Raw genomic sequence first — 16,629 nt, 5'->3', positions numbered from 1 at the left:
CCCCGCTACGCGGTCTCCGGCTCCAGCACCCGGGCCCGCACCTGCGCCGCTGCCCCGAGGGCCACGGCATCGGCCCCGAGCGTCGACTGTGCGAGCCGGATCGTCGCCCCGCTGACGGGCGGTTCCGCGTCGATCGCCGCCGAGATGGCGGGGTGGAGCAGGTCCCACGACCGTGCGATGCCGCCGCCGATCAGGACGGTGGTGACGTCGAGGATCCCCGCGGTCAGCAGCGCGGCACGGGCGAGACCCCATCCCGCGGTGGCGAAGACGGCGGCCGCGTCGGCGTCGCCGCCGCGCGCTGCGACGGCGACGTCCCGTGCCGAGAGCGTGCGCCCGGAGCGCTCGGCGTAGCGGTCGGCGATGCCGCGGGCGCCCGCGATGGTCTCCAGGTGCCCGGTCTGCCCGCAGGTGCAGCGGGCGTCGCCGAACCCGGGGACGTGGCCGATCTCGCCGGCGGCGCCGCGCGGGCCGGCGAAGAGCCGTCCGTCGAGCACGAGGGCGCCGCCGACCCCGGTGCCGAGGGTCATGCCGAGCACGTCGGACTCCCCCACCACCGCGCCGGTCGCGATCTCGCCGAGCAGGAACGCGTTCACGTCGTTGTCCAGTGTCGCCGGCACGCCGAGCGCGTCGGTGACGGCCCGCGTCACGCCGTACCCGGCCCAGCCGGTGAACGAGTTGCCGGTGACCAGCACGGTCCCCGTGGCCCGGTCGACGACACCGGCCGCGCCCACCCCGACACCCGCAAGGGAGGCCCGGTGCGTGTCGAGCAGACCCGTCACCGCCCCGAGGGCGGCCGTCACGATCGCCGCCCCGCCCGCGTGGGCGGGCGTCGGCAGGTCGACCCGGTCGATGACCTCGAGGTCGTGCGTGGTCAGGACGACCTTGGTGTTCGTCCCGCCGATGTCGACCCCGGCCAGGACCCGGCTCACGCGGTCACCGCCGCGAGCGAGGCGAGGCGCGCGGCCCGGCGCTGTCGTTGCAGCACGGGGTCGGGCACCGGCACCGCGGCGAGCAGGCGTCGGGTGTAGTCGGTGGTGGGGTGCAGGAGCGTGGTGCCGGTGGTGCCCTGCTCCTCGACGACGCCCTGGCGCATCACCACGACACGCTCGGCGAAGTGCTGCACGACGGCCAGGTCGTGCGAGACGAACAGGCACGCGAACCCGAGGTCGTCCTGCAGCTCGCCGAGCACCTCGAGCACGGTCTCCTGCACGCTGACGTCGAGCGCCGAGGTCGGTTCGTCGGCGACGAGCAGCCGCGGCTCGAGCACCAGCGCCCGGGCGAGCGAGACCCGCTGGCGCTGCCCACCGGAGAGCTCACGCGGGGCCCGGGATGCCAGGGTCCGCGGCAGCCGGACGGCGTCGAGCACCTCGTCGATGCGGCGACGCCGGTCGGCCGAGGACATCCCGCGACGGTGCACGGCCAGGGGCTCCGCGATGCACTCGGCCACGGACATCCGGGCGTCGAGGGACGCCACCGGGTCCTGCAGCACCACGCCGATGCCGGACCGGAGGGCACGGCGGTCGCGCCCCTTGGCCGTCCGCAGGTCCTGCCCGAACAGCGACACCGTGCCGGACGTCGGCTTGATCAGACCGAGCGCCACCCGGGCCGCGGTCGACTTGCCCGAACCGGACTCGCCGACCAGACCGACGGTCTCACCGGCGTGCACCGTGATGTCGATGCCGGCGAGCGCGTGGACGGCGCGCGCCCCGCGCCCGAACGTCACCGAGACGTCCCGCAGGTCGACCACCGGGGCCGCACCGGGCCTCCCGTCCGCCGCACCCGACGCACCTAGCTCGGAAGACGCCGGCGTCTCCGCGTCACGCCCCCGGATCTGGAGGCGTCTCGCCGACTCGGCGGCGTCGGATGCCGACGCCGGTGTCTCGAGCCGCGGCACCGCGGCGAGGAGCCGCTTGGTGTACTCGTGCTCCGGGCGGAGCAGGACGTCCTCGACCCCGCCGGTCTCGACGATCTCGCCCTGGAGCATGACCGCGACCCGGTCGGCGAAGTCCGCCACGACGCCCATGTTGTGCGTGACCAGCAGCACGCCGGTGCCGGTCTCGACGGCGAGCGCGCGCAGGAGCTCGAGGATCTCGGCCTGGACGGTCACGTCGAGCGCGGTGGTCGGCTCGTCCGCGATGAGCAGCTTCGGTGCGTTCGCGATCGCCATCGCGATGACCACGCGCTGGCGCTGCCCACCGGACAGCTGGAACGGGAACGACCGGGTGCGCGACTCGGGGTCGGGGATGCCGACGCGGCGGAGCAGGTCGACGGCCTCGGCCGCGGCGGCGGACGCGGAGACGTCACGGTGGTTCCGGATCACCTCGGCGATCTGGGCGCCGACGCGGGTGAGCGGGTCGAGGGCGGTCGCGGGCTCCTGGAAGACCATCGAGACGGTCGAGCCGCGCAGTGCCCGGAGTTCGGGTTCGGCTGCCCCGACGACCTCGTGCCCGGCGACGACGGCGCTGCCCGATGCCGTCGCGTTGCCGGAGAGCAGGCCCATCGCCGCGAGGGCGACCGTCGACTTGCCGGAGCCGGACTCGCCGACCAGGGCGAGGGTCTCGCCGGGGGCGACCGACAGGGACACCCCCCGCACGGCATCGACGGTGCCGGACTCGGTGCTGAAGGAGACGCCGAGGTCGGTCGTCCGCAGGATCGGTTCGTTGGTCATCAGCGGCCCCGCACGTCGAAGGCGTCCCGCAGTCCGTCGCCCACCGCGTTGAACGCGCAGACGACCAGGATCACGGCCAGACCCGGCGGCACGATGAGCCACCAGTGTCCGGAGTACGCGGCGGTGAGTCCCGCCGAGAGCATGCCGCCCCAGTCCGTCGCGGGCGGCTGCACGCCGAGCCCGAGGTACGAGACGTAGGCGACCAGCAGGATCGCGTCGGCGACCTGGAACGTCGCCGCGACGACGATCGTCGACACCGAGTTCGGCAACAGGTGCTTGCCGATCGCGCGGGCGTGCGAGCCGCCGATCGCGCGCAGGGTCAGGACGTAGTCGCGGTTCTTGAGCGTCAGCGTCTCGGCGCGGATCAGGCGGGACGGCACGAGCCACGACACCAGGCCGAGGATGACGATGAGGCCGCCGACGCCGGGGTTCGTGATCGCCGAGATGACGAGCAGGATGAACAGGGCCGGGATCGCGATGCCGGCGTCGACGACGCGCATCATCAGGGCGTCGACCCAGCCGCCGACGTACCCGGCGACGGAGCCCCACAGGGTGCCGACGACGGTGGCCAGGACCCCGGCGGCGATGCCGACCATCAGGGAGACCTTGCCGCCGTACATCAGGCGGCCGAGGACGTCGTGGCCGACGGCGTCGGTGCCGAGCCAGTGCGCGGCGCTCGGGCCCTGGTTGGCCTGCTCGAGCATCGTGTGCGTCTGGTCGGTCGGGTACAGGAACGGGCCGACGAAGCAGAACAGCACGATGACGACGATCAGGGCGAGGCCGATCACGGCGAGGGTGTTGCTCCGGAACCGGCGGGCGGCGAGCCGGAACCCGGTGGCCGCGACGGTGACGGGGGCGCCCGGGGCTTCGGGGGCCATCTGGACGGCGGTCATGCGCGGCTCGCCTTCACTCGGGGGTCGATGAGGGACTGTGCGACGTCGGCGAGCAGGGTGCCGATGACGGTCGCGATGGAGATGACGAGCACGCAGCCGAGCAGCGTCGGGTAGTCGGAGGACTGCGCGGCGTTCCAGAACAGCAGCCCCATGCCGGGGTAGTTGAACAGCTGCTCGGTCACCAGGGCGCCGCCGAACAGCACCGGCAGGTAGTACCCGAGCATCGCCACGACCGGGGTGAGCGAGTTGCGGAAGACGTGCCGCCGCAGGATCGTCGCGGTCGAGGCGCCGCCGGCACGGGCGGTGCGGACGTAGTCCTCCTGCAGGTTCTCGAGCGTCGAGGCGCGCATGTAGCGACTGAACACCGCGATCATCGCCAGCGCTCCGGTCACCACGGGCAGCACGAGTCCGGCCGGGTCCTGGAACACCTCGGCCAGGGTGTTGCCGCTCGGTGCCTGGGACGGCAGCCACGGCAGCTGCTGGCTGAACACGATGATCAGGACGAGGCCGAGGAAGAACGCCGGCGTCGAGTAGAAGACGAACGCCAGGGCGGTGGCGGCGTAGTCGACCGCACCGTTGCGGCGGGCCGCCTGGAGCATGCCGACCGGGATCGCGACGACGAGTCCGAGCACCGCGGAGATGCCGGTGAGCACGAGGGTCTTCGGCAGGCGCTCGGCGATGAGCTGCGAGACCGGCTCGTTGAGCGTGTACGAGGTGCCGAGGTCTCCGGTGAGCAGACGACCGAGGAACCGCAGGTACTGCACGGGCAGCGGCTGGTCGAGCCCCTGCGCCTGGTTGAACTGGGCGATCTGCGTGGGCGTCGCGGAGACGCCGAGCACGCCGCGGGCGGGGCCGCCGGGCAGCGCGTGCAACAGGCAGAACACCACGACGGTGACGATGAGGATCACCGCGAGCGCCTGCAGGACGCGCCTGGTGAGGTAGAGAGCTGTGGTCATGCGGGTTCCGATGGTCGGTTCTTGCCTGAGCCGGGGCGGAGGCGCGGTGCGGGTCGTGCCCGCACCGCGCCTCCAGGCCGTGGTCGCGTCAGCGACCTACTTGGTCCACTTCCACTGGGCCGGGTGGAAGTTGGCGAGCGAGTCCTGGTCGAACCCGGACAGGCCCTTCTTGACGACGGAGATCTGGTAGTCGGGGCTCGGCAGCCAGATCACCGGCAGGTCCTTCGCGACCGCGGCGCTGTAGTCCTGCACGGCGGTGGCGTCGGTCGAGGTGGTGGTCGCGTCGATCAGGTCGTCGACCTGCTTGTTCGAGTAGCTGCCGAAGTTCGCCGAACCGCCGGTCTGGAAGAGCGACTCACCGGTCGGGTAGGCCGGGAAGTACCAGCTGCCCGCGGTGCCGAAGAACGACAGGTCCCAGTCGCAGCTGGCCTCGTCCGAGGTGCAGGTGGGGGTCTGCGACAGCACGCTCGACACCGGCGCGGTCTTGATGGTGAAGTCGATGCCGGTCTTCGCGAGCGAGGACTGGATCGCGCTCATCATGTTGTCGGTCACGGTCGATCCGGACTGCGACAGCACCTGCATCGAGAACTTCGTGCCCTGCTCGACACCCTCGCCGCACTGGCTGGCCGAGGTGCCCGGGTCGGTGCAGACCATCGTGCCGCCCTGCTCCTCCCAGCCGTGGCTGGTGAGCAGGTCCTTGGCCTTCGAGGTGCTGAACGGGTACGGGTTCGACTTCTGCACGTCGGAGACGTAGTCGGACTCCTGCGCCTGCGGGACGGGACCGTAGGTCGAGGTCGCGGTGCCGTTGAAGACGACCTTCGACAGCGACTTCTGGTCGATCGACATCTGGACGGCCTGCCGGGCGTACAGCTGCTTGAAGACGGCGCCCATCGTCGGGTTGTTGAAGTTGTACGGCATGTACGTGATGGCCCAGCCGGTCCAGGGCTCCACGGAGTAGCCCTTCGCCGTGAAGGACGACTTCTGGTCCATGTCGGTGGCGTTGATGTAGCCGTAGTCGACCTCGCCCGAGCGGACCGCGTTGACCTCGGCGTCGGCCGTGGTGAAGGGGAGCAGGTTGACCGTGGTGATGGCGGGCTTCTGACCGCCGTCGTACTTCTTGTTGGCGACGAGGGTGACGTTGCCGGCCGTGGTGAAGGTCTTGACGCCGTAGGGGCCCGAGATCGTCTTCCACAGGGGGTCGCTGGCGTAGTCGCTGATCTTGCCGGCGGCGGTGTTCAGGTACTTCCAGACCTGCTTCGCGCCGGCGGGGGTCTCGTCGGCGTCGGTGACCTTCGCGCTCGCGCTGGTCTTGTCCCAGGCGTGCTGCGGCAGCGGGATGATGTTGCTCAGCTGGTTGGCGAGCATCCAGTCCGAGTTGTACGCCTTGTCGAACGTGATGGTGAAGTGCGTGTCGTCGACGGCCTTGAACGAGGTCCAGTTGTCCGGCGCCTTGCCCTTGGAGTACCCGCCCCACTGCGCCTTGTTGGCCTTGATCAGGTTGAACCAGAACTCGACGTCGCGGCTCGTGATCGCCTCACCGTCGGACCAGTGCCGGTCGCCGAGGGTCATCGTGACGCTCTTGCCGTCGTCGGCGAACTTCGCGTCGGTGGCGACGGAGCCGGCCTTGTTCCACGCGATCTTGCCGGTGGAGCCGTCGTACGCGACGAGCGGTTCGTACAGCGACTGGGCGATGGAGCCGTTGTTCGTGTTGAGGTGCGCGGCGGTGCCGATCGGCAGGATCCAGTTCGGCGTGAAGTTGGCGGGGAGCGCGTAGTCGATCTCGTCGGTCGATCCCGGCGAGGCGTTGCCGCCTCCGGAACAGCCGGCGAGCAGCGCGCTCACGGCGATCGCAGCTCCGGTGAGGAGCGCCCAGCGACGGGGCTTGGACATGCGGTGTCTCCTTGTGCGAGGGACTTCGGGGAGTGGAGCACGAGGTGCCGAGCGGCACGAGGACAGTCAAGGACCAAAGCCATTGGAAAAACAAACATCTCGATGTAAAAACTGCGTTACTGCGGAACGGTGGAAAGGGTGGACCGCTCGATCCGCCCCGTAGGCTCGCCGCAGAACCGGGCATCCACCCGTGTCCTGTTCCCGTTCCGCCGGCAGCCGCCGGTGTTCCGTCCGGATTGGAGAAAGTCGTGGCCGATCTCAGCGCCCGCGTCCTCGAGCTCGTCGCTTCGGGGCAGGCCGCCAGCCGGACCGAGATCGCGAAGGTGCTCGGGGCCGCCCCGTCGACCGTCTCGCACGTCGTCGGCCAGCTCCTGGAACACGGGATCCTGGCCGAGGAGGGCACCGACGTCTCCACCGGCGGCCGCCCCCGCAAGGTGCTCCGCATCGGCGGCGTCGACGAGTACGCGGTTGCCGCGGACGTCGGCGGCGGGCACGCGCGCATCGGCGTGGTGCTGCCGGGAGGCGCGCTCGAGTCGGTCGCGAACGTCCCGTTCGCGCTCTCCGACGGTCCGACCGCCGGGCTCCAGCGGCTGGCCGCGTTGCTCGAGCGGCTCGCCGACGACCGTGGTCGCGAAGGGCTGCGGGGCGTCGGGCTCAGCCTGCCCGGGCCCGTCGACGTCGTCGCCGGCGTCGTCGACCTGCCGAGCCGGATGCCGGGGTGGAACGGGTTCCCCGTGGCCGCCTGGCTGAGCGAGCGGTTCGGGCTGCCGGCGATCGTCGACAACGACGCGAACTGCATGGCGGCGGGTGAGCAGACCGTGCAGGACCCGGCTCGACGCCAGACCATCACGATCAAGGCGGGCTCGGCGATCGGCGCGGGCATCGTCATCGACGGCCGGCTCTACCGCGGGTCGACCGGTGCGGCCGGGGACATCACGCACGTGCGGATCGACGCCGCCGGGGACACCCCGTGCTCGTGCGGCAACACCGGGTGCCTCGAGACGGTGGCGTCCGGCGCCGCCCTGGTCCGCATCCTGTCGAACGCCGGGGTCGACGTCGCCTCGACCGCCGACGTCGTGCGGCTCGCCTCGGACGCGCACCCCGAGGCGACCCGCGCCGTGCGGATGGCGGGCAAGTACCTGGGCGAGGTGCTCGCCGCCAACGTGAACTTCTTCAACCCGGACGCCGTCTACCTCGGCGGCATCCTGTCGACCCTCGACCCCTTCATCGCCGCCGTGCGGAGCCAGCTCTACGAGAGCTGCCACCCGCTGATGACCCAGCACCTGGCGATCGAGCCGGTGTCGCTCGGCGCCGACGCCGGCCTCGTCGGCGCCGGGCAGTTCGCCCTGCAGCGGGGCCTCGCCGCCTCGCTCGAGGAGCTCTCCGCGCCCATCCCCCAGTCCACCACCAGGAACAGGAGCGTCCGTGTCTGAGACCGGTCCCGTCACCCCCGCCGTCCCCGCCTCCCCCGCCAGCGCCGGTCGCCCGGTCATCGCCATCGCCGGCCTGGCCATCGAGACCTCGACGTTCACCCCGACCCGGACCCACGCCCCCGCGTTCCACCCGGACCGCGGCGACGAGGCCGTCACCCGCTACCCGTTCCTGGCGACCATGGCCGACCGTGCGGACTTCCGCGGTGCGCTCATCGGGCACGCCCTGCCCGGCGGGATCGTCGACCGGGCGTCGTACGAGGCGCTGGCCGACGAGATCGTCGAGCGGCTGGGTGCGATGGGGCCGGTCGACGGCCTCTGGTACGACATCCACGGCGCGATGGTGGTCGAGGGGCTCGACGACGCCGAGACGGACCTGCTCGGTCGCATCCGCGCGGTCGTCGGCCCCGACGTCATCGTGTCCGCGTCGATGGACCTGCACGGCAACGTCACGCGCGAGCTCGCCCACCAGGTCGACCTCGTCACCTGCTACCGAATGGCCCCGCACGAGGACACCCTCGAGACGAAGGAGCGCGCCGTCCGGAACCTCGTCGACGTGCTGACCGAACGGCCCGTCGGTGCGCAGCGCCCCGTGAAGGCCTGGATCCCAATCCCCGTCCTGCTGCCCGGCGAGCAGACCTCGACCCGGCTCGAGCCGGCGAAGTCCCTGTACGCGCAGGTCCCGCTCGTCGAGCAGACCGAGGGGGTGCTCGACGCCGCGATCTGGGTCGGGTACGCCTGGGCCGACCAGCCCCGCGACCAGGCCGTGACCGTCGTCACCGGGTGGGACGAGGCAGCCGTCGCGGCCGGCGCCGAGCGGCTCGCGTCGGCGTTCTGGGATGCCCGCGAGGACTTCGTCTTCGTCGCACCCACCGGCACGTTCGAGGAGTGCCTCGACGCCGCGCTCGCCCCTGGCGCCGCGAAGCCGTACTTCGTCTCGGACTCGGGCGACAACCCCACGGCGGGCGGCTCCGGGGACATGACGTGGGGGCTGACGCAGGTGCTCGCCCGTCCGGAGTTCCAGGACCCGTCGGGCCCCACCGTCATCTACGCGAGCGTGCCCGGCGCGGCCGCCGTCGCCGCCGCGGTGGAAGCCGGCGTCGGTGCGACGATCACCGTGACCGCCGGTGCGACGGTCGACCACGTGCACGCGGGTCCGATCACGATGACCGGTCGGGTGCACGCGATCAAGCACGGCGACCGGGACGCCGAGACCGAGGTCGTGCTGCAGGTCGGCAGCGTGTTCGCGATCCTGACGAAGCTGCGGAAGCCGTACCACCACGAGCACGACTTCACCGACCTCGACCTGGCGCCGCGGCAGGCGGACGTCGTCATCGTGAAGATCGGGTACCTCGAGCCGGAGCTGTTCGACATGTCCGCCGACTGGATGCTCGCGCTCACCCCGGGCGGTGTCGACCAGGACCTGCTGCGCCTCGGGCACCACAGGATCGAGCGCCCGATGTTCCCCTACGATCGAGTGTTCCCGACGGCACCGGACCTCCGCGCCCGCATCGTCCCCGCCTCCAACGAACCGCTCGGAGCCCCTGCATGAGCACCACCGCCGCACTCGAGATCGCCGTCACCTCACCGGCCGGCGCGATCACCGCGCGGGACGGCGGCGCCGACCGCGTCGAACTCTGCGTCGGTCTCGAGCTCGGCGGGCTCACCCCGTCCCAGGCCCTGGTCGAGACGACCCACGAGACGGGGATCCCGGCGCACGCGCTGGTCCGCTGCCGCCCGGGCGGGTTCGTGCACTCCCCCGACGAGGTCGAGCTCATGGTGCGCGAGGTCCGCACGGTCCTGCGCTCCGGGGCCGCCGGCGTCGTGGTCGGAGCCCTGCGCCCCGACCGGACCCTGGACGAGGACGCCCTCCGCCGCTTCGTGGACGCCGCCCGCTCGGTCAGCGCCACCGCCGAGATCACCCTGCACCGGGCGATCGACCACGCGATCGACCCCGTCGCCGCCGCCGGATCGCTCGCCGCGCTCGGGTTCACCCGCGTCCTGACCTCGGGCGCCGCCCCCACCGCGGTCGCCGGTGCCGAGACGATCGCCCGCATGGTCGGGGCAGCCGGGCCCGTGCAGGTGATGGCCGGCGCTGGCGTCACCCCTGCCGACGTCCGTGCGCTGCTCGCCACCGGAGCCGCCGCGGTGCACCTGTCGGCCAAGCGCCCGGCCGCCGGCAGCACGCACGCCGGGGTGCCGATGGGCGCCGGCGACGACGGTTCCGCGCACTTCGTCACCGACGCCGAAGTCGTCACCGCCGCACGGCGCGCGCTCGACGCCTGACCAGTTCTGGGCCCGCAAGACACCGGTGTTCGCCGGTTGCACACCCGCAGACCGCGGTTCGAACGACGAACACCGGTGTTCAGCGGCCCCTGACCGCCTGAGCCCGCGTCACCCCCGGCGACCGGACCGCGCGGCGAACGCGTCGAGCGCCGAGAGCACTTCGTCGTTGCGGTACAGGACGCCGTGCCGGTACTCGTTCTTCGACAGCAGGATGCCGGCGTCGACGAGCTTCTGGAGGTGCGGGTACACGTTCCTCGTCACGACACCCATCTCGGCGGCGAGCACCGTCGCGTTCAACACGGGCTGCCGTGCGACCACGTCGAGCGCGTCCCAGACGCCGGAGTCTCGTCGAGCCTCGATCCGGTCCTGCCAGCTCCTCCGGATCCGTCGGATGTCCTCGACGAGCTCCGTCGCGTTCCCGATCGCGGCGAACGCGGCTTCGGCCACCCGCCGGATGATCGGCTCGACGTCGCCACGGCGGTACGCCGTCAGCGCCTCGACGTAGCCCGCAGTGTCGATCAGGAGGCCTGCCGAGACCGGGACCGTCACGTTGCGCGTCAACTCGTTCGACCGCAGCATGGCCTGCAACAGTGCACGCCCGGTGCGACCGTTGCCGTCGGTGAACGGGTGGATGGTCTCGAACTGCGCGTGGGCCACGGCGACCTGCGCCAGCCGGGGCAGGTCCAGTCGCCGCGCGAAGGCCATGACGTCGTCGACCAGTCCCGGAACCCGTTCCCATGCCGGGGCGACGAAGTCGGCTCCGACCGGGCTGCGACCGTCGGTGCCGATCCACACGGATTCACGCCGGAACGCTCCAGCATCGTGATGGGGGTCGTGTTCGAGCAGGACCTCGTGCATCGCGAGCACGGTGTCGGAAGTCAATTGATCGGACAGTTCGATCGCGGTCCGCATCGCGCGCGTGTTCGAGGCGATCGCGGTGGCGTTGCGCTTGCCGGGGGCACCGATCTCAGCGGCGAACACCTGCCGAGCGCTCGCCGTGAGGTGCTCGATCTGCGACGATGCTGCTGCTTCCGAGCGCAGCAGGAGCGAGGCGAACGAAGCCACCTCACCACCGAGTTCACTGTCGAACCGCACGAGCGCGGTCGAGGCTTCGTCAACGAGGGTCGCCACGTCGTCGCTCAGCTCGATCGGGAGTCCCGCGATCGCGGGCGGAACCGCTGCAGCGTACGATTCCCGAACCGTGCCGCGTCGAGCCGCCCGCGGACCGTAGTCGGCGTCGCGGCGCTCCCAGTCGAGTTCCTCGTACTGCAGCGCGGGCCACGTGGTCACGATCACTCCCTGAAACCAGACTCGGTCCGTCAGATTTTCTGACATAAGCCATCATCTCAGAAAATCTGGCGCCCGTATTCTGAGATCGACACCGTCACCTGCTCCGGCGTCCGCAAGACACCGGTGTTCGCGCGCTGAACACGCGCAGACAGCGGTTCAACGGGTGAACACCGGTGTTTTGCGGAATCGCCCCCACGGGCAGGGTCAGGTCAGCGCGACGATGCGGTCGGCTGCGGCGATCACCGCCGGGTCGTGGGCCGCGTGCACGACCACGACACCGGCTGCGGCCTCGTCGGCGAGCGCCGCCACCACGAGCGCCGCCGACTCAGCATCGACCCCGGCGGTCGGTTCGTCGACCAGCAGCACCCCCGCCCGCTGCGCCAGCCCGAGCGCGACGAGCGTCCGCTGCCGCTGCCCGCCGGAGAGCTCCTCGACCGGCCGGTCGGCAAGGTCCGTGATCGCCATCCGCTCGAGCTGCGCGTCGACGACCGCTCGGTCAGCGCGTCCGAGCGGCCGCCACCACGCGCGGTGCCGCCACCGCCCCATCGTGACGGCCGCGCGGACGGTGAGCGGGAGCGTGGTCGGCGGGACGGACTGGGTCACGTAGGCGACCCCGTCGGACGGGAGGCCCGTCACCCGCCCGGCGGTCGGCCGCACGACGTCCGCGACCACGTCGAGCAGCGTCGACTTGCCGGATCCGTTCGGCCCGGTGAGCGCGGTGACGACCCCGGCGGGGAAGACCGCGTCCACACCGTCGAGGACGGTCCGGTCGCCGAGGACGGCCGTCACCCGGTCCAGGTGGACGGCAGATCGGGGATCGGCGGGGTCGGTCGGCTCGGTCGCAGTCACCTGAGCACGCTATCAGTATCGATACTCGTTTTCATGTAGCGTCTCGGACCGTGACCTGGCTGACCGATCCGTTCTCCGTCGACTTCATGGTGCGCGCCCTGGTCGGCGGCTCCCTGGCGGCGGTCCTGTGCGCCGTCGTCGGCACGTGGGTGCTGGTGCGCGGCATGGCGTTCCTGGGCGAGGCGCTCTCGCACGGCATGCTGCCCGGCGTCGCGATCGCCACCCTGACCGGGGTCCCGCCGGTGCTCGGCGCCGCGGTGAGCGCCGGCGTCATGGTGCTCGGTGTCGGAGCGCTGCGTCGTCGCGCCCGACTGTCGTACGACACCTCGATCGGCCTGCTCTTCGTCGGGATGCTCGCACTCGGCGTGATCATCGTGTCGTCGTCGCGGTCGTTCGCCACCGACGTCACCGCGATCCTGTTCGGGGACGTCCTCGCCGTCACCCGGGCGGACGTCGGCGGCCTCGCGATCGCCGCGGCCGTCGCCCTGGCCGTCGCCGTGGCCTTCCACCGGCCGTTCACCGCGCTGGCGTTCGACACCCGCAAGGCCACGACGCTCGGCCTGCACCCGCGCCTGGCCGAGGTCGTGCTCATCGCGCTCGTCACCCTGGCGGTCGTCGCCTCGTACCGGGCGGTCGGCACCCTGCTCGTCGTGGGCCTGCTGCTCGCGCCCGCCGCCGCTGCCCGCGCGTGGACCCGGCACGTGGCCTCGACGATGCTCCTCGGCGCCGGCATCGGTGCGGCCGCCGTGCTCGTCGGGCTCCTCGTCTCCTGGCACGCCGGCACCGCCGCCGGCGCGAGCATCGCCGCGGTCGCCGTCGGCGGCGTCGTGGTCTCGCGCGCCCTGGCCGCCGTCGTCCTGCGGCGCACCCCGATCCCGACACCGGCGCGCGCGGCCGCGCCGGCAGCACCACGATCCGCCGCACCGTCTCGAGAGGGAGCATGAAGCACTCGACCACCAGCCGCGCCCCCGCGCGCCTCCTGTCCACCATCGGCCTCGCCACCGGCCTGGCCCTCACCGTCACCGCCTGCTCCACGGGCACCCCGTCGGCCGACAGCTCGACCGGCACCGCCCGTCCCCACGGCTACGTGGCGGGCGCGAGTGAGTCCCAGGAACCCCAGGTGCGCCTCCTGGCCGTGTCGGCGACCGGCGCGACCGCGCTGCACGACCTGCTCACCGAGGAGACCACCGAACTCGACGACGTGGACGCACCGGAGCACTCGGCGACCGACGGCCGGTTCCTCGTGACCAGCGACGCCGACCGCACGACGATCGTCGACGGCGGGTCCTGGACCGTCGACCACGGCGACCACACGCACTACTACGCCGCCGAGCCGCGGGTGGTGGGCACGATCGACGGCGGCGGCCGGATCGCGGTGCACTCGTCCGAGACCATGACGACGATCACCTGGCCGGACCGAGCCGAGGCGGTCGTGCTCGACCGCCAGGCACTGGGACAGGGCGAGGTCGACGAGACCGCACGGATCGACGCGCGCGTCCTGCTGCCGATGGGCGAGCATCTCGTGGCGGCCGACGGCGACCGGGTCCGCGTGCTCGACGCCGACGGCGAGGCGACGAACGCCACCGACACCGACACCGACACCCAGGCCTGCACCGACCCCGCCGGCGGGATCGTCACCCGCGCCGGCGGGGTCGTGGGCTGTGCCGACGGGGCGGTCGTGGTGGACGACGCCGGCGAGACGTCGTTCGTCGACCTGCCCGACGGTGCCGAGCGGCCGACGGCCTTCGCCGCACGTGCCGGCCGACCCACCGTCGCCGGGCTGGCGGGCACCACCGGGTTCTGGCTGCTCGACGCGCGACAGGGTTCCTGGCGCCTCGTGCCGACCGAGCGGCCCCTGCGCGCCGTGGTCGCGGTGGACGACGAGGACGAGCACGTGGTCGGCGTCGACGACTCCGGCCGGGTGGTGGTCGTGACCGCCTCGACGGGGAAGGTCGCCACGACGAAGGCACTGGTCGACGCCAGCCCCGACGACGACGCCCCGCTGCTGCAGCTCGATGCCCAGCGCGCCTACCTGGCCGACCCCGCGGACGGCACCGTGCACGAGATCGACTTCGCAGACGGGGCCCGGGTCGCCCGCACGATCGAGCTCCCCGTCGCCCCAGTCGCCTTCGCCGAGGCCGGACTGTGACGCGCACCAGGGCCCTGACCGCGGGCCTCGTCGCCGCAGCGCTCGCCCTCGTCGCCACGGGGTGCACCACCGTCGGCTCCGACCGCCCCCTCGTCGCGGTGACGACGAACATCCTCGGCGACGTCGTCAGCGAAGTGGTCGGGGACCGGGCCGACGTCATGGTCCTCATGCCGCCGGGCGCCGACCCGCACTCGTTCGAGGTCTCCGCGCAGCAGGCCGCACGGCTCCGGAGCGCCGACCTCGTGGTCGAGAACGGGCTCGGGCTCGAAGAAGGGGTCGCGCGGCACGTCGCGGCGGCGGCCGAGGACGGCGTGCCGGTCTCCACCGCCGGGGACGCGTTCGACCCGCTCGAGTGGACCACCGAGGACGACAGCGGCCCCGACCCGCACTTCTGGACCGACCCGGCCCGGATGGTCGACGTCGTCGAGGCCCTCGACCAGGACCTCCGCGACGCCGGGATCGAACCGGCCGGCACGGACGCCTACCTGGACGAGCTCCGCGACCTGGACGACACGATGACGGCCGCGTTCCGCACCGTGCCCGAGGAACGCCGGGCGCTCGTCACGAACCACCACGTGTTCGGGTACCTGGCCGACCACTACGGCTTCCGGGTCGTCGGGGCGGTGATCCCGAGCGGGACGACCCTGGCCTCCCCGAGCGCCGCCGACCTGCGCGACCTGGCCGACGCCATCGACGAAGCGGGCGTCCGGACGATCTTCGCCGACGCCTCGCAACCCGCACGGCTGGCCGAGGTGCTCGCGGACGAGGTCGACCTGCACGTCGAGATCCGCCCGCTCGCGACGGAGTCCCTCACCGAGGACGGCGACGCCTCCACCTACCTCGGCATGATGCGCTCGAACACCGAGGCCATCGTCGACGGCCTGTCGACTGGTAAATGAGAATGAGAATCAATACAGTGAGCGACATGACGAACACGAAGACGCTCCGGGCCGTGTGGCCCGCCGCCCTGCTCGGTGCGGCCGCCCTGGCCCTGACCGGGTGCGCCACGGACACCGACGCCGGGTCCGACACCACGGACACCCCGAAGGCCGACGGGACCCGCATCACCCTGACCTACGACGGCGGCCTGCTCGTCCTCGACCAGGACCTGCAGGTGGTGGCCGACGACGCGATCGACGGCTTCACCCGGGTCAACCCGGCCGGTGACGGACGCCACGTGCTCGTCACCGTGCCCGAGGGCTTCCGGGTCCTCGACACCCAGGCCGAGCCGGCCCTGACCGACGCGGTGTTCCCCGCCGACACCGGCGGCCACGCGGTCGTCCACGGCGACCGCACCGCCCTGTTCGCCGACGGCACCGGGGACGTGACGACGTTCGACCACACCGAGCTCGACGGCGCCGACCTGCCCGAGGTCGAGACGACGAAGTCCGAGGCCGCGCACCACGGCGTCGCGATCGAGCTCGAGGACGGCACGCTCCTGACCACCATCGGCACCGAGGAGAGCCGCTCAGGCGTGCGCGCCCTGGACGCCGACGGCAAGGAGATCGCCCGGTCCGAGCAGTGCCCCGACGTCCACGGTGAGGGTGCCGTCAGGGGTGAGGTCGCGGTGTTCGGCTGCACCGACGGCGCCCTGGTCTACGACGACGGCACGTTCGAGAAGATCGACGCCCCGACCGAGTACGGCCGCACCGGCAACCTGTTCACCACCGAGGACTCGTCCGTCGCCGTCGGCGACTACAACGACGACCCCGACAGCGAGGGCTACCTGCTCGACCAGATCGCCCTGATCGACGCGGCCTCGGGGAAGTACACCGTCGCGGACATGCCCGACGGCGTCGGCTTCACCTTCCGCGACCTGGCCCGCGGCCCCGGCGACGAGGCCGTCGTGCTCGGCGACGACGGTGCCCTGCACACCTTCGACGAGACGACCGGCGAGCCGCTCGAGTCGTACCCGGTGATCGACGCGTGGGACGGCCCGGCCGAGTGGCAGGACGCCCACCCCGCCCTGAAGGTCGCCGGTGACGTCGCCTACGTCACCGACCCCGCCGAGCAGAGGATCCACGCGGTCGACCTGACCACCGGCAAGGTGATCGCCTCGAGCGACGAGCTGCCGGGCGTGCCCAACGAGATCGCGGTCGCGTAGCGACGAGCGAACGAGCGACGGGGTCCGGAACACGACCCCGAGACGCAACAGGAGGCCCGTGGCGATCCCGCCACGGGCCTCCTGTCCGCTGTCAGCGCGTGGACCGCGCGACGT

At 72.2% G+C, this 16,629-nt stretch carries 14 protein-coding genes; 7 read left to right on the top strand and 7 right to left on the bottom strand.

The genetic code is table 11. The annotated features are described in order from the left end of the window. Positions 1-5: 5 nt before the first annotated feature. From ACL00U_RS01130 to ACL00U_RS01110, 5 genes are all read right to left on the bottom strand, one after another. Positions 6-929, bottom strand: a complete 924-nt coding sequence (locus ACL00U_RS01130; protein ID WP_262118279.1) for an ROK family protein — start codon at positions 927-929, stop codon at positions 6-8. Beyond that, positions 926-2,668 carry a dipeptide ABC transporter ATP-binding protein gene (locus ACL00U_RS01125; RefSeq protein WP_017887590.1) on the bottom strand — a complete coding sequence of 581 codons (1,743 nt, stop codon included), beginning with the start codon at positions 2,666-2,668 and terminating at the stop codon, positions 926-928. Before ACL00U_RS01125 ends, ACL00U_RS01130 begins: the two co-directional genes overlap by 4 nt. Beyond that, positions 2,668-3,561, bottom strand: coding sequence for an ABC transporter permease (locus ACL00U_RS01120; RefSeq protein WP_017887591.1), 894 nt, complete (start codon positions 3,559-3,561; stop codon positions 2,668-2,670). Before ACL00U_RS01120 ends, ACL00U_RS01125 begins: the two co-directional genes overlap by 1 nt. Continuing rightward, complete coding sequence (locus tag ACL00U_RS01115) at positions 3,558-4,517, bottom strand: ABC transporter permease (protein WP_017887592.1); 960 nt, start codon at positions 4,515-4,517, stop codon at positions 3,558-3,560. Before ACL00U_RS01115 ends, ACL00U_RS01120 begins: the two co-directional genes overlap by 4 nt. Positions 4,518-4,613: 96 nt before the next feature. Then, on the bottom strand, positions 4,614-6,407 hold the full coding sequence (locus tag ACL00U_RS01110; protein ID WP_056073293.1) for a peptide ABC transporter substrate-binding protein: 1,794 nt from the start codon (positions 6,405-6,407) through the stop codon (positions 4,614-4,616). Positions 6,408-6,655: 248 nt separating this feature from the next. Here ACL00U_RS01110 and ACL00U_RS01105 point away from each other — a divergent pair, with 248 nt between their 5' ends. The 3 genes from ACL00U_RS01105 to ACL00U_RS01095 are packed head-to-tail and all read left to right on the top strand — an operon-like array spanning position 6,656 to position 10,123. Continuing rightward, positions 6,656-7,840, top strand: a complete 1,185-nt coding sequence (locus ACL00U_RS01105) for an ROK family protein (protein ID WP_017887594.1) — start codon at positions 6,656-6,658, stop codon at positions 7,838-7,840. Further along, positions 7,833-9,389 carry a M81 family metallopeptidase gene (locus ACL00U_RS01100; protein ID WP_056073296.1) on the top strand — a complete coding sequence of 519 codons (1,557 nt, stop codon included), beginning with the start codon at positions 7,833-7,835 and terminating at the stop codon, positions 9,387-9,389. The genes ACL00U_RS01105 and ACL00U_RS01100 overlap by 8 nt, the downstream gene beginning before the upstream one ends. After that, positions 9,386-10,123 (top strand): copper homeostasis protein CutC, encoded by a 738-nt coding sequence (locus ACL00U_RS01095; RefSeq protein ID WP_140449172.1) that lies wholly within the window; start codon positions 9,386-9,388, stop codon positions 10,121-10,123. Before ACL00U_RS01100 ends, ACL00U_RS01095 begins: the two co-directional genes overlap by 4 nt. 108 nt (positions 10,124-10,231) lie before the next feature. On the opposite strand, the gene ACL00U_RS01090 is transcribed toward ACL00U_RS01095, so the two are convergent. Beyond that, the gene (locus ACL00U_RS01090) at positions 10,232-11,413 is read right to left on the bottom strand and encodes a Fic family protein (protein ID WP_412873725.1); all 1,182 of its coding nucleotides are present in this window, start codon (positions 11,411-11,413) and stop codon (positions 10,232-10,234) included. Between the two features lie 204 nt (positions 11,414-11,617). Continuing rightward, on the bottom strand, positions 11,618-12,262 hold the full coding sequence (locus ACL00U_RS01085; protein WP_412873724.1) for an ATP-binding cassette domain-containing protein: 645 nt from the start codon (positions 12,260-12,262) through the stop codon (positions 11,618-11,620). A gap of 50 nt (positions 12,263-12,312) precedes the next feature. On the opposite strand from ACL00U_RS01085, the gene aztB reads away from it, so the two are divergent. Genes aztB through ACL00U_RS01065 form a run of 4 tightly spaced genes read left to right on the top strand, consistent with a single transcriptional unit; the run spans position 12,313 to position 16,515 of the window. After that, positions 12,313-13,206 carry a zinc ABC transporter permease AztB gene (gene aztB, locus ACL00U_RS01080; RefSeq protein WP_017887599.1) on the top strand — a complete coding sequence of 298 codons (894 nt, stop codon included), beginning with the start codon at positions 12,313-12,315 and terminating at the stop codon, positions 13,204-13,206. Further along, positions 13,203-14,411: a hypothetical protein gene (locus ACL00U_RS01075; RefSeq protein ID WP_412873723.1), complete on the top strand. Its 1,209-nt coding sequence runs from the start codon at positions 13,203-13,205 to the stop codon at positions 14,409-14,411. The genes aztB and ACL00U_RS01075 overlap by 4 nt, the downstream gene beginning before the upstream one ends. Beyond that, on the top strand, positions 14,408-15,310 hold the full coding sequence (locus tag ACL00U_RS01070; protein WP_412873722.1) for a metal ABC transporter solute-binding protein, Zn/Mn family: 903 nt from the start codon (positions 14,408-14,410) through the stop codon (positions 15,308-15,310). The genes ACL00U_RS01075 and ACL00U_RS01070 overlap by 4 nt, the downstream gene beginning before the upstream one ends. Before the next feature lie 26 nt (positions 15,311-15,336). Next, positions 15,337-16,515, top strand: a complete 1,179-nt coding sequence (locus ACL00U_RS01065; RefSeq protein WP_412873721.1) for a hypothetical protein — start codon at positions 15,337-15,339, stop codon at positions 16,513-16,515. Positions 16,516-16,629: the final 114 nt, after the last annotated feature.

Origin of the sequence: Curtobacterium poinsettiae, assembly GCF_047226435.1 — a bacterium.
In the GTDB taxonomy this organism is placed as follows: Bacteria; Actinomycetota; Actinomycetes; order Actinomycetales; family Microbacteriaceae; genus Curtobacterium; species Curtobacterium poinsettiae.
The sequence above is the reverse complement of the archived record's forward strand: the minus strand, read 5'-3'. Positions and strand labels throughout refer to the sequence as shown.

What these genes read in the sequence shown, in the direction of transcription:
- ACL00U_RS01115 (WP_017887592.1), bottom strand. Translation starts at nt 4,517, where the DNA reads ATGACCACAGCTCTCTACCTCACCAGGCGCGTCCTGCAGGCGCTCGCG.
- ACL00U_RS01110 (WP_056073293.1), bottom strand. Translation starts at nt 6,407, where the DNA reads ATGTCCAAGCCCCGTCGCTGGGCGCTCCTCACCGGAGCTGCGATCGCC.
- ACL00U_RS01095 (WP_140449172.1), top strand. Translation starts at nt 9,386, where the DNA reads ATGAGCACCACCGCCGCACTCGAGATCGCCGTCACCTCACCGGCCGGC.
- ACL00U_RS01065 (WP_412873721.1), top strand. Translation starts at nt 15,337, where the DNA reads ATGACGAACACGAAGACGCTCCGGGCCGTGTGGCCCGCCGCCCTGCTC.
- ACL00U_RS01120 (WP_017887591.1), bottom strand. Translation starts at nt 3,561, where the DNA reads ATGACCGCCGTCCAGATGGCCCCCGAAGCCCCGGGCGCCCCCGTCACC.
- ACL00U_RS01125 (WP_017887590.1), bottom strand. Translation starts at nt 2,668, where the DNA reads ATGACCAACGAACCGATCCTGCGGACGACCGACCTCGGCGTCTCCTTC.
- ACL00U_RS01075 (WP_412873723.1), top strand. Translation starts at nt 13,203, where the DNA reads ATGAAGCACTCGACCACCAGCCGCGCCCCCGCGCGCCTCCTGTCCACC.